We start from the raw sequence: 14516 nt of genomic DNA, 5'->3' as shown, positions 1-14516 counted from the left end.
GATCATCTTCCAGGAACGGCTGGATAAGCGCGCCGAAGTGAGGATCACCGGCTCATCCGAGGGGCCCGTGCACCGTCAACACGACGATATGGCCTGGAAGCCATATCGATCAAACGAACGCGGCGCCGGCAACCAAAGGCGGATGGAGAAAGCCCCATCCACCCATTCACCAGGCCGGCTCCATTTCAGGATTTGAAGCGTCCCACCAAGCCATTGAGCTCATCGGACAGCTGAGACAGACGGCTTGAATCTTCCTGTGCCGAGCTGGCCAGGTTCTCCACCAGCTGCGCTTCGTCATAGATCTGCTGGATATGCCGGTTGATCTCTTCGGCCACGCTGTGCTGTTCCTCGGCGGCAGCGGAAATCTGCAGGTTCTGATCGCGGATCTCGTTCACCGACAGCTGGATGCCTTCGAAGCTGTCCAGCGCACTCTCGATGGACGTCACGCTGGCTTGCGACAACTCAAGGCAGCTGTCCATCTTCTGTGCGACTTCATGGGTCTTGCTGCCCAGCGCATTGAGCAGCTGGTCGATCTCACCGGTGGAGTCGGCGGTGCGCTTGGCCAGCGCCCGTACCTCGTCGGCCACCACTGCGAAGCCACGACCCTGGTCGCCAGCGCGTGCTGCTTCGATGGCGGCGTTGAGGGCCAGCAGGTTGGTCTGCTCGGCAATGGCGCGGATGGTGCCGAGAATCTGGTTGATGTTGCGGCTGCCTTCTTCGAGTTCGACCATCGCCTGGGACGACTCGCCAATGCGGCGGCTCAGTCGATTGACGTTCTGTGTGCTCAGCTCGATCTGCTGCTTGCCTTCGGTAACCCGCTGGTGGCCGCTCTCGGCCGACGAAGCGGCGACGCTGCAGGAGCGAGCCACCTCGTTGGCGGTCGACACCATCTCGTTGAAAGCGGTGGACACCAGTTCCACCGACTGGCGCTGGCGACCCGCTGCCTGGTTCATGTCGCTGGCCACCTGGCTGTTGACGTGCGAGGCGTCCTGCAGGTTGGCCGAAGCCGAGCCGATGCGCTGCACCAGCTGACGGATCGCCGCCAGGAACTGGTTGAACCAGCCGGCCAGCTCGGCGGTTTCATCCTTGCCCTGGACCTTCAGTTCATGGCGCAGGTCGCCCTCGCCATCGGCAATCGACTGCAAGCCGCTACTGACCTGGCCGATGGGCCGCACGATGACTTTGGCCAGGGCAGCGGCCAGGCCGGCGAGAAGCAACACCAGCACGGCCACGATGGCCAGGGTCAGGTAGGTCATCTGGGTGGCGGCGGCCATCACTTCGGAACGTTCGATCAGGCCGATGTAGCGCCAGCCCAGTACCGGCGAGGTCCAGACGTTGGCCATGTAGCTGACGCCATTGATCTGCACCTCGGTCATGCCTTCGCTGGTCGCTGCCAGCTTGGCGTAGGGTTCGCCGAGATCCTTGAGCGGTTTGAAGTTGTGCGCGTCGTCACGCGGGTCGACGAGCACCGTACCGTCTTCAATCAGCATCACGTAGCCACTGTCGCCGAGCTTGATGCTCTTGAGCAACTCGGTGAGGTTCTTCAACGACACGCTGACCACGAAAACGCCCTTGGCCTTGCCGGCCTGATCGAGCATCGCCCGGGCAGTGCCGACCAGGGCTACGTCATCCTTGTCGTAGTAGTAGGCCGGGGTGCGCACGGTCTTGCCGGGGCTGGCCATCGCTGCCTTGTACCAGGGACGCACGCGTGGGTCGTAGTTCGATAGTTGGGGGTCGTCTGGCCATTTGGCATACGTGCCGTCTTCCAGACCGATGGACAGGATCGCAGCGGCAGGATGGGTCTTGCCGTAGCGGGCAAACTCGTCGATGACCCGCTGCGCCTCGGCAGGCAACGGCTGGCTGGCGGCGTCGGCGCCAGTGTAATTCTTCAGGCTGGTGACCGAGGTGTACACCTCGTCGGTAGCCATCTTATCGACGTTCTGCACGTTGGCATCGAAGAACTGGCGGATGTTGCCGTCGATCTGGCGAATCTCTCGGGTGCTGCTGTCGACGAACTGATCGACAGCCTGACCGCGGATATTCAGTACAGAGATGACCGCTACCAGGCTGACAGGCACGAAGGCCGCCAGGACGAACGCGAGGACGAGTTTGTTCTTTATTTTCATCTGAGGGCCACCATCCATAGGGTAAGACGCAAACGACCAGGCAGAAAGACGGCCACTTGACGCCAATAAATGATCGGCCTTGGCGATTAATACTTTAGGGGGAGTCGGACAAAAGTCATTTGATCAGCAGGTAGTGGGTGAGCAGAACGCCAGCTGCACGCTCCCCCCATTGAGGTCGCTGGAATGTATCAGCAGGAGGCTGCGCGTCGACTTTATCGATAACCAGGCCGGCGAATGCGACCTGGGAGCGCCACGGGAGGCACTCCCACGCGGGACATGGAAACGACCTCCTTTCTTAAGGCGCCCCCAACCCGGCGGCGCTCATGAACTGGCGCAGCAGCCAGGCCACCGCGCCCAGGGTCAGCACGCTGGCTGTCCAGATCAACACCAACCAACCCAGGCGCTGCCACAGGGGTTTCTTCTCTTGCTCGACCTTGGTCATAGCCTGCACCTCAGTGGTAGCCATCGTCCTGCGTAACCTTGCCGCGGAACACGTAGTAGCTCCAGGCGGTGTACATGAGGATGAAGGGGATGATCAGCAGCGCGCCAACCAGCATGAAGCCCTGGCTTTGCGGCGGGGCGGAGGCCTCCCAGATGCTGATCGACGGCGGGATCACGTTCGGCCACAGGCTGATGCCCAGGCCACTGTAGCCAAGGAAGATCAACACCAGGGTGAGAAGGAACGGCGAATAGTTGCGGTTGTTGGCCACCGAACGCAGCAGTGCATATGTGCACAGCAGCACCAACACCGGCACCGGCATGAACCAGAACAGGTTGGGCAGGCTGAACCAACGCTCGGCGATCGCCGGGTGCTCGAACGGTGTCCACAGGCTGACGATGCCGGTCACCGCCAGCACCACGAGTACCAGTGGCCGCGCCAGATCATGCATCTGCTGTTGCAGGCGACCTTCGGTCTTCATGATCAACCAGGTGCAGCCTAGCAGCGCATAGGCCACGATCAGCGCCAGGCCACAGAACACCGAGAACGGCGTCAGCCAGTCGAACGCACCGCCGGCGAAGCTGCGATTGACCACCTCGAAACCGTCGATGTAGGCCCCCAGCGCTACGCCCTGAAAGAAGGTCGCAGTCAGCGAGCCGCCAATGAAGGCCTTGTCCCACAGGTGGCGCTTGGCGGCCTTGGCCTTGAAGCGAAACTCGAAGGCCACGCCACGGAAGATCAGCCCCAGCAACATCAGGATCAGCGGTAGATAAAGCGCGTCGAGCACCACCGCATAGGCCAGCGGGAAGGCACCGAACAGGCCGGCACCGCCGAGCACCAGCCAGGTTTCGTTGCCGTCCCAGACCGGCGCCACGGTGTTCATCATCACATCGCGCTCACCCTCGTCACGGACGAAGGGAAAGAGGATGCCGATGCCAAGGTCGAAGCCATCCATCACCACGTACATCATTACGCCGAAGGCGATGATCACCGCCCAGATCAGCGGAAGGTCGATACCCATGTTCAGCTCCTCTCCGGCAAGGTGTCGGTTTCGCCATCTTCCAAGCCTTCTTCGGCAGCCGACAGCGGCCGCGCTGGCGTACGCGGTTTGCCCGGCCCACCGTCTTGCGCAGCCTCATCGCCCTCGTCGATCTTCGGCCCCTTGCGCACCAGGCGCAGCATGTAGCCGATACCCGCACCGAACAGGACGAAATAGACCACTACGAACAGCGCCAGGGTGAAACCCAGCTGTGTCGCGCTATGACCTGACGACGCATCGGCGGTACGCATCAGGCCATGGACGATCCAGGGCTGGCGGCCAATTTCCGTGGTGTACCAACCGGCGAGAATGGCGATGATCCCGCTGGGCCCCATCCACACCGCCAGGTGCAGGAACGGCCGGCAGGTGTACAACCGCTCGCCGCGACGCAGCCAGGTGCCCCACAGACCGGTAAGGATCATCATCAGGCCCATGGCGACCATGACGCGGAAAGTCCAGAAGACGATGGTGGAATTGGCCCGGTCCTCTGGCGGAAAGTCCTTGAGCGCCGGCACCTGCTTGTCCAGGCTGTGGGTGAGGATCAGGCTGCCGAGCGCGGGAATCTCCACCTTGAAGCGGGTTTCCTCACGCTCCATGTCCGGCCAACCGAAGAGGATCAGCGGGGTCGGCTCGTCGCCGACGTTTTCCCAGTGCCCCTCGATAGCGGCGATCTTCGCCGGTTGGTACTTGAGGGTGTTGAGGCCATGCAGGTCGCCGATGAAGGCCTGCACCGGCGCCACCAGCAGTGCCATCCACAGCGCCATCGACAGCATCTTGCGGATCGCCGGATTGTCGCGGCCGCGCAGCAGGTGCCAGGCCGCCGAGGCGCCGACGAAGAAGGCCGTGGCGAGGAACGCAGCGGTGGCCATATGCGCCAGACGGTAGGGGAACGAAGGGTTGAACACCACGGCGAACCAGTCCACCGGGATTACCCGACCGTCGACGATCTCGAAGCCCTGCGGCGTGTGCATCCAGCTGTTGGAAGCGAGGATCCAGAAGGTCGAAATCAACGTACCGATAGCCACCATCACCGTGGAAAAGAAGTGCAGGCCCGGCCCGACACGATTCCAGCCGAATAGCATGACGCCAAGGAAGCCCGCTTCGAGGAAGAACGCGGTCAGCACCTCGTAGGTCAGCAGCGGACCGGTGACCGCGCCGGCAAAGTCGGAGAAGGCACTCCAGTTGGTGCCGAACTGATAGGCCATGACCAGGCCGGAGACCACGCCCATGCCGAAGTTGACCGCGAAGATCTTCGACCAGAAGTGGTAGAGATCGCGGTACAGGGTATTGCTGGTCTTCAACCACAGACCTTCGAGCACCGCCAGGTAGCTGGCCAGACCGATGGTGATGGCCGGGAAGACGATGTGGAAGGAAATGGTGAAGGCAAACTGGATTCGGGCGAGATCGAGCGCCTCTAGGCCGAACATGTCACATCCTCATTCAGGGTTATTTCGGCCCCAGCACGCAAAGCCGATCCATAGACTCCAGTTCTTGGAGTCAAACGAGCTGAAATTGTTCTTATTGAAGTGAACCGCAGCCGAACGGCCGCCAAACAAAGCACAAGATGCCGCATTGATCTGGATCAATGCGCACTAAAAGACTAGCCGCTAAAAGCGCAACCAGCGCTGTGGTGATTTGCCGCGCGACAGGCCACCGCAGCGTTCGCAGAGAACAGCACTCTGCGAGTGCTTGTCGCGGCTGAAGCCCCTCCTACAGGCCTGCAGCGCGCAAAAAAAGAGCGGCCACGCGCTACGCGGGCCGCCCGAATCACGGAGTTGCTTACATCGAGTGATCGCGATGACTTGCGACCACCCGTATTGGATTACCGTTCCAGGATCGCGGTCACACCCTGACCGCCGGCCGCGCAGATGGAGATCAGACCGCGCCCCTCTCCAGCCACCGACAGCAGCTTGGCCAGGTTGGCGACGATACGCCCGCCGGTGGCGGCGAACGGGTGGCCGGCGGCCAGTGAACTGCCCTTGACGTTCATCTTGCTGCGATCGATGGAGCCCAGCGGTGCATCCAGGCCCAGGCGCTCCTTGCAATAGTCGGCGTCCTCCCAGGCCTTGAGGGTGCAGAGCACCTGGGCGGCGAAGGCTTCGTGGATCTCGTAGTAGTCGAAGTCCTGCAGGGTCAGACCGTTGCGCGCCAACAGGCGCGGCACCGCATAGACCGGTGCCATCAGCAACCCCTCCTTGCCCTGGACGAAGTCCACCGCCGCCGCTTCGCCGTCGCGCAGGTAAGCCAGCACCGGTAGTCCACGAGCCTTGGCCCACTCCTCGCTGGCCAGCAGCACCACCGAAGCACCATCGGTCAACGGCGTGGAGTTGGCAGGCGTCAGGGTGCCGCGCGGGCCACGCTCGAAGCAGGGTTTGAGAGAGGCGAGCTTCTCAGCGCTGATGTCAGGACGCAGGTTCTGGTCGCGGGTCAGGCCGAGGAATGGGGTCATCAGGTCATCGTGCCAGCCCTCGGCGTAGGCCGCCGCCAGTTTCTGGTGGCTGGCCAGGGCCAGTTGATCCTGCTCATCGCGCGGGATGGCCCAGCGCTGCGCCATCAGCTCGCAATGCTCGCCCATCGACAAGCCTGTACGCGGCTCGCCATTACGCGGAATGTGAGGTGCCAGGTGACGTGGGCGAATCTTCAGCAGGCTCTTGATCTTGTCGCCGGTGCTCTTGCCACGGTTGGCCTCGAGCAGAATCTGGCGCAGCCCTTCGTTGACGCCGATGGGCGCGTCCGAGGTGGTATCGACGCCGCCGGCGATGCCGCAGTCGATCTGCCCGAGGGCGATCTTGTTGGCCACCAGGATCGCCGCTTCCAGGCCCGTACCGCAGGCCTGCTGCAGGTCGTAGGCCGGGGTTTCCGGCGCCAGGCGCGAGCCCAGCACGCATTCGCGAGTCAGGTTGAAATCTCGCGAATGCTTGAGCACAGCACCGGCCACCACCTCGCCGAGGCGCTCGCCATGCAGGTTGAAGCGTTCCACCAGGCCTTCGAGGGCGCTGGTCAGCATCTGCTGATTGCTCGCCTTGGCGTAGACGGTGTTGGAACGGGCGAACGGAATGCGGTTGCCGCCTACAATGGCGACCCGGCGCAACTGGGCCATGAGGACTCCTTGCTGGTCGAAGAGCTGAATGAGATCAGGCATACACTTTAGCCTGCCGACCACACAGGCAGGGCAATCGCCTGACCGAAAGGCCAACAGGTGGTTAAGGACACCTCTGTGACACCTTTGTAGGAACGAACGCCTTAGCGAATGAATTCGTGCCTACATCTTTTGGTCCAACAGGCTAAACCTCAGGCAGGCACGAACATTGGCCGCCTTGCCGGCGCGTGAGGCAACAGAGTCAATTGCGCTTTGCCTGTCGCCGCGTACAGTGACACGACTTTCGATTCGCCCGCAGGAGTCTTTCATGTCCGATCGTTATCTCGCCTTCGCCAACTCCTCCACTGGCCGCCGCCTGGTTGGCGCCCTCGGTCTGCCGGCGCCTGTGCGCCTGGAACGTTGGATGGCCGGCCGCGTACGACCGATCGATGGCGCCCTGCTGTTCGGCGGTGAAGGCGACCTGGTCAAGGCCATCCAGCCTTTCGCCAGCAAGCTCACGGATCAGTTGTTCGCCGCGCGCGATGGCCAGCTCGACCTGCCCCGCTGGACCGCCGAGCACGGCCCCAAGCTCAAGGCGTTGGTCTTCGACGCCAGCTACCTGACCCGTTTCGAGCAGTTGATCGAGCTACGCGACTTCTTCCAGCCCGCCTTCAAGGGGCTGGCCAACAGCCCTCGTGTGGTGGTGCTGGGGCGTGCGCCCGAGTCGCTCAAAGACCCAATCGCGGCCTGCGTGCAGCGCTCACTGGAAGGTTTTACCCGCTCGCTGGGCAAGGAAATTCGTCGCGGCGGCAGCGTGCAGTTGCTGTATGTCGGCAAGGGTGGTGACCAGCAACTGGAAGGCGCGCTGCGCTTCTTCCTCTCGCCGAAGAGCGCTTACGTTTCCGGCCAGGTGCTGCGGCTCGGCGCCTGCAGTGAACACGTCAGGGACTGGACGCGCCCGCTGGCCGGCAAGAAAGCGCTGGTCACCGGGGCCTCGCGCGGTATCGGCGCCTCCATCGCCGAAGTGCTCGCCCGTGACGGTGCCGAAGTGGTGCTACTCGACGTCCCCCAGGCTGCCGATGCCCTGCAGGCGCTGGCAGCACGTCTGGGTGGGCGGGCGGTGACCCTGGATATCTGCGCCGAGGATGCAGCGCAGCGCCTGGTCGAGGCGCTGCCCGAGGGTCTGGATATCGTCGTGCACAACGCCGGCATCACCCGCGACAAGACCTTGGCGAAGATGAGCGATGCCTTCTGGAACTCGGTGATCGACGTCAACCTCAAGGCCCCGCAGGTGCTGACCCAGGCACTGCTAGACGCCGACAAGCTGCACGACAACGGCCGCGTAGTACTGATCGCCTCGATCAGCGGCATCGCCGGCAACATGGGCCAGACCAACTACGCAGTGAGCAAGGCCGGTGTGATCGGCCTCGCTCAGGCCTGGGCGCCTGCCCTGGCGAAGAAAGGCATCAGCATCAATGCCGTCGCCCCAGGCTTTATCGAAACGCAAATGACCGCCGCCATTCCACTGGGTATCCGCGAAGCCGGACGACGGATGAACTCGATGAGTCAGGGTGGCCTGCCGCAGGACGTCGCCGAAGCCGTGGCCTGGTTCGCCCAGCCCGGCTCGGGCGCGGTGACTGCGCAGGTGCTGCGCGTGTGTGGGCAGAGTTTGCTGGGGGCTTGAGGCTGCGGTGGTGGGCTAACCACCCTACGGTTGCTGAAGCGAATCGCCGCCCGGCCCACCTGCGGTCACAGGCGGGCGACTATGTGGAAGGCGCTTCAGCAGCGACAATCGCGGCTAAAGCCCCTCTCACAGCCTGTAGCCTGTAATCACGCGTCATCCGCAGCAAGCGAATGCGCTTTTGCCTGCAGCTTGCGGCCTATAGCCTGCAGCCGCTTCATCCCTTCCCGCGCTTGCGAAATTCCACCGGCGTTTCGCCGACCCAGCGCTTAAACGCGCGGTAGAAGGTGCTCGGCTCGGAAAAGCCGGTGCGCTCGACTATCACTTCGATACGCTCGTCGGTCTTGAGCAGCAGCTCCTTGGCCAGGCGGCAGCGGTAGTCGGTGATCAGGTCGTTGAAGCGCACGCCGGCCATGGCCAGGCGCTCACGCAGGCGTCGCGCCGGCATGTTCAGGCGACCGGCCACCTGCTCCAGCGTCGCTCCGCCATCGACCAGCAACTCGGCGATCAGCTCACGCACCTGGCACACCAGGTCCAGCCTTTCCACCTCTGCCAGTTGCCGCCGCGCCAGCGACTCATGCATGCGCAACAGCTCCGGGGCCGCATGACGCGAGGCCTTGTCCAGCACCGCGGCGTCGAACAGCAGCGCGCAGTCCTCGGCGCCCAGGCGCACCGGGCAACCATAGACAGCCTGGTAACGCGCGGCGGGCGCACCCTCGGCATGCATGAAGCGCACTTCACGTGGGCGAAAATCGTTTTCGGTCAGTGCGGTGAACAGGCGGATCACCGCACCGGCCAACATCTCCGGGAAGTGCCGCGGCGTATCGGCCTCCACTCCCAGGGTCAGCACGGCCATGTCGCCCTCCACATCCAGGCGCGCGTTGAGGGTATCGGAAAGCAGGCGCACATAGCGCAGGGCATGGCGCAGGCCTGCGCCGAAGGTTTCGCTGGAGAGGAACAGATATTCCAGAAGCAGGCCATGAAATGCCGGAAGATGCTGGGCCAGGTAAAGGCCGACATGTTCCTCGCCGCATTCTTCGCTGGCAGCCTTCCAGAATGCCGCCTGGGCAGCATGAGGAAAGCGGCCAGCCGGCAGCCCACCGGGAGGCAGGCCGACACGCACCAGCACGCGGTCAGGGTCGGTTCCGCTGGCACGCAGGGCATCGATTACCGGGCGCATGAGCGCCACATCGTCGGTCAGATCACGCATGATTCCTGCTGTTCTTTTTATTCGTGAGCGTTATTCGTGAACCGCGCCATCTTAGGGGCTGCGGGCCATCGCGCGCAAACGGCGCAGCAGGCCGATTGACTGCCCTGCGCAGACCCGAGGCAGAACAGCCAATGCCAGCGCTGGTCTGAGGGTTAAGCTGCTGCCATCCATTCGCCAAGGAGCTCGCCAATGGCCATCGACTGGCTCGATCTCGATACACCACCGGCCCTGCCCGGTCTGTTCCTGCGTGCAGCGCTGCGGCGCAAGGTGACAGGCCGTCAACTACCCGACCTAGGCCTGCGTTGCCGAGTGGACGTGGCCCCGAAGCACCTGGCGCGCTATCGCCAGGTATGCGGCCTTGCCGAGAGCGCCTATCTGCCACCGGTCTATCCGCATATCCTCGCCTTTCCACTTCAGATGCAGCTGCTCACCGACCGCCGCTTCCCCTTCCCGCTGCTGGGCCTGGTGCACCTGGAAAACCGCATTCGCGTGCTACGCCCTCTGGGCGGTCTGGGCCCGTTTCAGGTCAGCGTGCAGGTGACCGACCTGCAGCCGCACGACAAGGGCGCCACATTCAGCCTGATCACCCGCCTGGAGGACCAACTCGGCCTGCTCTGGGAAGGCGACAGCCGTATCCTTTGCCGCGCCTTGCGCCTCGATGGGCAACCGCAGCCCCGAACCGAACAGGAGCCCCTGTCACTGGTGCCGCTGGTCGACTGGGCCGCGCCCGCCGATACCGGCCGGCGTTACGCCCGCGTAGCTGGCGACTACAACCCGATTCACCTGTATGCGCTGACGGCACGACTGTTCGGCTTCCCTCGTGCCATCGCTCACGGTCTGTGGAACAAGGCGCGCAGCCTGGGCGCACTGCAGGCACACCTGCCGCTGGCCGGCTACGAGGTGCAGGTGCGCTTTCAGAAACCGGTGCTGCTACCCACCCACCTTGCCCTGCAGGCCAGCGAACCGTCTGCCAGCGGGCAGTTCCGCCTGATTGGCGAAAACGACACACCGCATATGGCCGGAAGCTGGCAGCCGCTGGAAAACTGATCTCCACATGGAGCGGCTGGGCGGCATTGCGCTTCAGCCGCGAAACGAATCGCGGCTGAATGAATAAGCGCGCAGGACATCTTGCAGCACGCTCCTTTCAGGCCGAAGCTATGCGGCTCGAAAGGAGCCGCACCATGAACATCGCTGCACTCACCGCGCGCATGCACGCCATTCGCGATCACAACGACTGGCGCCGTTACCAGAGCCCGAAGAACCTGGTCATGGCTGCCAGCGTGGAAATGGCCGAGCTGGTGGAAATCTTCCAGTGGCTGAGCGAGGAACAGTCCCGCCAGTTACCCCCAGAGCAGCTCGCCCATGCCGGGCAAGAAATGGCCGATGTGGTGCTCTACCTGCTGCAACTGTGCAGCGAGCTGGGCCTGGATATGAACCAGGCTGTACTCGACAAGCTCGCCGATAACGAACGGCGCTTTCTCAAATGAGCGACCGCCACTTCGACGAACTCGCCACCCGCTTCGCCGAGAAGATCTACGGCGGCGCCAAGGGCGCGATCCGCCTCGCCGTGCTGCAGGCTGACCTGGCCGAAGCGCTGCCGGACCGCCCGCTGCGCGTGCTGGATGTCGGCGCAGGGCTCGGCCACATGAGCCTGTGGCTGGCCCAGCGCGGCCATCAGGTCACCCTGGCTGAACCTGCCGAACCCATGCTCACCGGGGCACGCCAACGCTTCGCCGAATCAGGACAGAGCGCCACCTTCATCCAGGCGCCCTGGCAGGAGCTGCTCGGCCAGTTGCAGCAGCCCTTCGATCTCGTGCTATGCCATGCCGTGCTGGAATGGCTGGCCGAGCCGGCGGCCATTCTGCCCGTGCTGCACCAACTGACGGCCAAGGATGGCTGGCTGTCGCTGGCCTTCTACAACAAGGACGCGCTGATCTACCGCAACCTGCTCAAGGGCCACTTCCGCAAACTGCGCAAGGAGCGCTTCGCTGGCGAAGGCCAGAGCCTGACCCCGCAGCGCCCGCTCGACCCACGGGAGCTGGACACGCAACTCAGCGAATACTGGCAGGTCGAAAGCCGTAGCGGCGTGCGCGTATTCCACGACTACATGCCGCAGGAATTCCAGGCCAAGGCCGAGCTGATCGACCTGCTGGAAATGGAGCTGGCCCATCGGCGCCACCCGACTTTCGCCGGCCTGGGCCGCTACCTGCACTGGATCTGTCGGCCCCGCTGAGCCTATTGGACGAAGCCGGCAGCCCGGCGTAGCCTGAAACCATCGGGGATGTCGCGCGCGACCACGGAGACGACCATGCGCACCGCCATAGCCATACTCATCCTGCCGCTGCTGGCTGCCTGCCAGAGCCAGAACCCCTACCAGGCCGAGTCGCTGCCAATGCCACCGGCGCCGCCCGAAGCGGCCACCACCTTCGACCGCAGCGCCTACCCGGCAGCGCCGCGCGATTACGGACGCTACCGCAGCTGGAGCTGGCTGGACGGCCGTGCGCCCAGCAATGAACTGGCTGATAGCGTCAGCGCCGGCCTCGATCAATATGGCCTGCGCCCAGCGCTCAATGGCCCCGGCGATGTGCTGGTCAGCGCCCGCATCAGTCAGGAAACCCGCCTGCGCCAGTACCAGGACAACGTCGGCGGCTACTACGGCACCGGCAGCCACTGGGATCGCCGCTACGGCGCCTACGGCAGCGTACCCATCGTACGCACTTACGAGCAGAAGGTAGCCGTGGTGCGCATCGAACTGATCGACCCACGCGACCATCTGGTAGTCTGGTCCGGTAGCGGCGAAGCCGTGGCCGGCAAGGATCAGGCGGCACAGGCCGAAGCCATGCGCGTGGCCATCCGCGCGGCACTGGACGGCTATCCCCTTATTGATCGACTGCCCTGGAGAACGACATGCGTACCCTGCCCTACCTGCTCCTCGCCTTGCTGCTGGGTGGTTGCGCCAGCGTCAGCCTGGAGCGCGACTTCGACCCCAGTCGTGACTTCGCCGCCTACCGCACCTGGAGCTGGATGGACGACAAGCTCACCTACCAGCCCGACGACGCCCGCCTTAAGAGCGACATCACCGAGGCCCGCATCAGCCAGGCCGTGGCTGAACAGCTCGACCAACGCGGCCTGCGCCAAGCCCCCACGGGCCAGGGCGATCTGAAGGTGCAGAGCGTGCTGATAGTCGATGATCGCCAGGACCAGATCACCACCCAATACGGCGGTGGCTGGGGCGGCTATTGGGGCGGTTACTGGGGTGGCCCGGCGTTCACCGAAACACGCCGCATCGACTACAAGGTCGCCACCCTGCAGATCGACCTGTACGACGCCAAGGACGGCAAGTTGGTGTGGCGCGGCAGCGGCGAGCAGATCATGCGCAGCCAGCCGCCGACACCGGCCGAGCGCGAACGGGCGATTCGTGAAACCGTCGCTCAGGTGCTCTCGCAATACCCGCCGCGCTGAACGAGGACCGTCCTGTTTGAATGCGAACCTGCAGCACCGCCCGGCCACGGCCGCCGATCTCGGCACCGTGGCCGGTTTCCCGCAGAACGTCGATGAACTGTTCTTCTGCTATCCCAAGGCCACCTAGCCGCTGGACATTGGCCAGCTTGCCGCCGCCCTCGCCGAGCGGCGAGAAAGCACCGTGATCGAGCTCGGCGGCAGGGTCGCCGCGTTCGCCAATTTCTACCAATGGCAGCACAGCGAATTCTGCGCCCTGGGCAACCTGATGGTGGCCCCCTGGGCTCGCAGCCGGGGCGTTGCCCAATACCTGGTGGAAGTGATGGAGGACCTAGCACGGGAGCGCTACAAGGCTCCGCTGATGAAGGTGTCCTGCTTCAACGCCAACGCCGGCGGCCTGCTGCTTTACACGCGTCTCGGCTACCAGACCGTCGGTATCGTCGAACGCCGCGCGCCGGATGGCAGCCGCGTCGCGCTGGTGCAGTTCGAGAAGCATCTGTAGCCGCGTTCAAGCCTCGTCGAGCGGTGGCGACACCAGATCAGGCTCTTCCATATGTTCCAGAAACTGCAGGCGAAACAGCGTCTGGCGGGTGATCGACACCAGGGCATCGAGTTGCATGTCTGGCGTCTCGGTCATGTAGGAAATACAGAATCTGGCCGGCGGAATGGGTGGGTCACAAGGCAGGGTTTTCAACAGGTTCAGTGCAAGCATTTCCCGAATCAGCGGCACCGGCAGTATGCCGATCGCATGCCCGGCGGAGACCAGCTTGGCCATCAGCCCCAGGGAGTTGCTGGTATGGAACGCCTCGGAGGTGGCATTACCGCTCTTCAACCAACTCTCCACAACCGAGTAAAGGGTCGAAGGTGCCGAGTGGGTGACGATGGGATGACCACTGGCCTGCTCGGGCAGGAACGGGTTGGCGCTGATGTCGAATTGCGGCGAAGCGACCCACTGGAAAGTCATCCAACCGATGAAGATGTCGGTGACGTCTTCACGCGTCGCCGGATTGGTCAGCAATGCCAGGTCCAGCTCATGATCGTTCAGCTTGCGATTGAGCACGGCGCCGACATCGATGGTGATTTCCAGGGTGATCTCCGGGAAATGCGCCTTGATCTCGGCAATCACCGCGGTCAGCCCGACCATCGCCGAACACTCGTCTGCCCCCAGGCGCAAGCGCCGATTGTGCTTCTGTTTGGCAGCGAACTGCTCCAGCTTGGTGCTGTTGTTGAGCACCAACTCGGCATGACGCAGGGCAATGTGCCCATCGGGCGTGAGGGTCATGCGCTGCTTGCTGCGGTCGAACAGCTTGACGTCGAGCAGCGACTCCATCTCACGTATGCGTGAGGAAATGGCCGGCTGGGTCAGATGCAGATGGCGTGATGCAGCATGAACACCCCCTAGCCGCGCCGTCCAGTAGAAGGCCTCGATCTGCATCAGGGTAATACGCATGATAAAAATCGCCCTCTGTTCTGGTCGCCCGTT

Annotated in this window: 12 protein-coding genes and 2 pseudogenes; 7 read left to right on the top strand and 7 right to left on the bottom strand. The window is 63.6% G+C overall.

Annotated features, from left to right (window positions below):
* Positions 1 to 185 precede the first annotated feature (185 nt).
* The 5 genes from EL191_RS04335 to EL191_RS04315 form a co-directional block, all read right to left on the bottom strand.
* The gene (locus EL191_RS04335; protein WP_041976753.1) at positions 186 to 2126 is read right to left on the bottom strand and encodes a methyl-accepting chemotaxis protein; all 1941 of its coding nucleotides are present in this window, start codon (positions 2124 to 2126) and stop codon (positions 186 to 188) included.
* Positions 2127 to 2421: 295 nt separating this feature from the next.
* Positions 2422 to 2568, bottom strand: coding sequence for a DUF2474 domain-containing protein (locus EL191_RS04330; RefSeq protein ID WP_017361417.1), 147 nt, complete (start codon positions 2566 to 2568; stop codon positions 2422 to 2424).
* Between the two features lie 10 nt (positions 2569 to 2578).
* Positions 2579 to 3586: a cytochrome d ubiquinol oxidase subunit II gene (gene cydB, locus EL191_RS04325; protein WP_041976751.1), complete on the bottom strand. Its 1008-nt coding sequence runs from the start codon at positions 3584 to 3586 to the stop codon at positions 2579 to 2581.
* Positions 3587 to 3588: 2 nt separating this feature from the next.
* Positions 3589 to 5031, bottom strand: a complete 1443-nt coding sequence (locus EL191_RS04320) for a cytochrome ubiquinol oxidase subunit I (protein WP_041976749.1) — start codon at positions 5029 to 5031, stop codon at positions 3589 to 3591.
* Between the two features lie 395 nt (positions 5032 to 5426).
* Positions 5427 to 6704 (bottom strand): acetyl-CoA C-acetyltransferase, encoded by a 1278-nt coding sequence (locus EL191_RS04315; protein ID WP_041976747.1) that lies wholly within the window; start codon positions 6702 to 6704, stop codon positions 5427 to 5429.
* A gap of 307 nt (positions 6705 to 7011) precedes the next feature.
* Between EL191_RS04315 and EL191_RS04310 the strand changes: the two genes are divergently transcribed.
* Complete coding sequence (locus tag EL191_RS04310; protein WP_041976744.1) at positions 7012 to 8367, top strand: 3-oxoacyl-ACP reductase; 1356 nt, start codon at positions 7012 to 7014, stop codon at positions 8365 to 8367.
* Positions 8368 to 8581: 214 nt separating this feature from the next.
* Here EL191_RS04310 and EL191_RS04305 read toward each other — a convergent pair whose 3' ends face one another.
* On the bottom strand, positions 8582 to 9574 hold the full coding sequence (locus EL191_RS04305; protein WP_017361422.1) for an AraC family transcriptional regulator: 993 nt from the start codon (positions 9572 to 9574) through the stop codon (positions 8582 to 8584).
* A 189-nt stretch (positions 9575 to 9763) separates the two neighbouring features.
* Here EL191_RS04305 and EL191_RS04300 point away from each other — a divergent pair, with 189 nt between their 5' ends.
* From EL191_RS04300 to EL191_RS04275, 6 genes and pseudogenes are all read left to right on the top strand, one after another.
* The gene (locus EL191_RS04300; protein ID WP_041976742.1) at positions 9764 to 10621 is read left to right on the top strand and encodes a MaoC family dehydratase; all 858 of its coding nucleotides are present in this window, start codon (positions 9764 to 9766) and stop codon (positions 10619 to 10621) included.
* A 134-nt stretch (positions 10622 to 10755) separates the two neighbouring features.
* On the top strand, positions 10756 to 11061 hold the full coding sequence (locus EL191_RS04295) for a nucleotide pyrophosphohydrolase (RefSeq protein ID WP_041976740.1): 306 nt from the start codon (positions 10756 to 10758) through the stop codon (positions 11059 to 11061).
* On the top strand, positions 11058 to 11807 hold the full coding sequence (locus EL191_RS04290) for a methyltransferase domain-containing protein (protein WP_017361425.1): 750 nt from the start codon (positions 11058 to 11060) through the stop codon (positions 11805 to 11807). The genes EL191_RS04295 and EL191_RS04290 overlap by 4 nt, the downstream gene beginning before the upstream one ends.
* A 75-nt stretch (positions 11808 to 11882) precedes the next feature.
* Positions 11883 to 12452 (top strand): annotated as a pseudogene (locus EL191_RS04285) (DUF4136 domain-containing protein); the annotation flags it as partial.
* Between the two features lie 29 nt (positions 12453 to 12481).
* Positions 12482 to 13036, top strand: a complete 555-nt coding sequence (locus EL191_RS04280; protein WP_041976736.1) for a DUF4136 domain-containing protein — start codon at positions 12482 to 12484, stop codon at positions 13034 to 13036.
* 16 nt (positions 13037 to 13052) lie between these two features.
* Positions 13053 to 13535 (top strand): annotated as a pseudogene (locus EL191_RS04275) (N-acetyltransferase family protein).
* A gap of 6 nt (positions 13536 to 13541) precedes the next feature.
* Here the strand turns inward: EL191_RS04275 and EL191_RS04270 are convergent.
* The gene (locus EL191_RS04270) at positions 13542 to 14483 is read right to left on the bottom strand and encodes a LysR family transcriptional regulator (protein WP_017361429.1); all 942 of its coding nucleotides are present in this window, start codon (positions 14481 to 14483) and stop codon (positions 13542 to 13544) included.
* Positions 14484 to 14516: the final 33 nt, after the last annotated feature.

Origin of the sequence: Pseudomonas mendocina (assembly GCF_900636545.1) — a bacterium.
Classification (GTDB): domain Bacteria; phylum Pseudomonadota; class Gammaproteobacteria; order Pseudomonadales; family Pseudomonadaceae; genus Aquipseudomonas; species Aquipseudomonas mendocina.
This window is presented reverse-complemented; position numbering and strand designations above follow the sequence as displayed.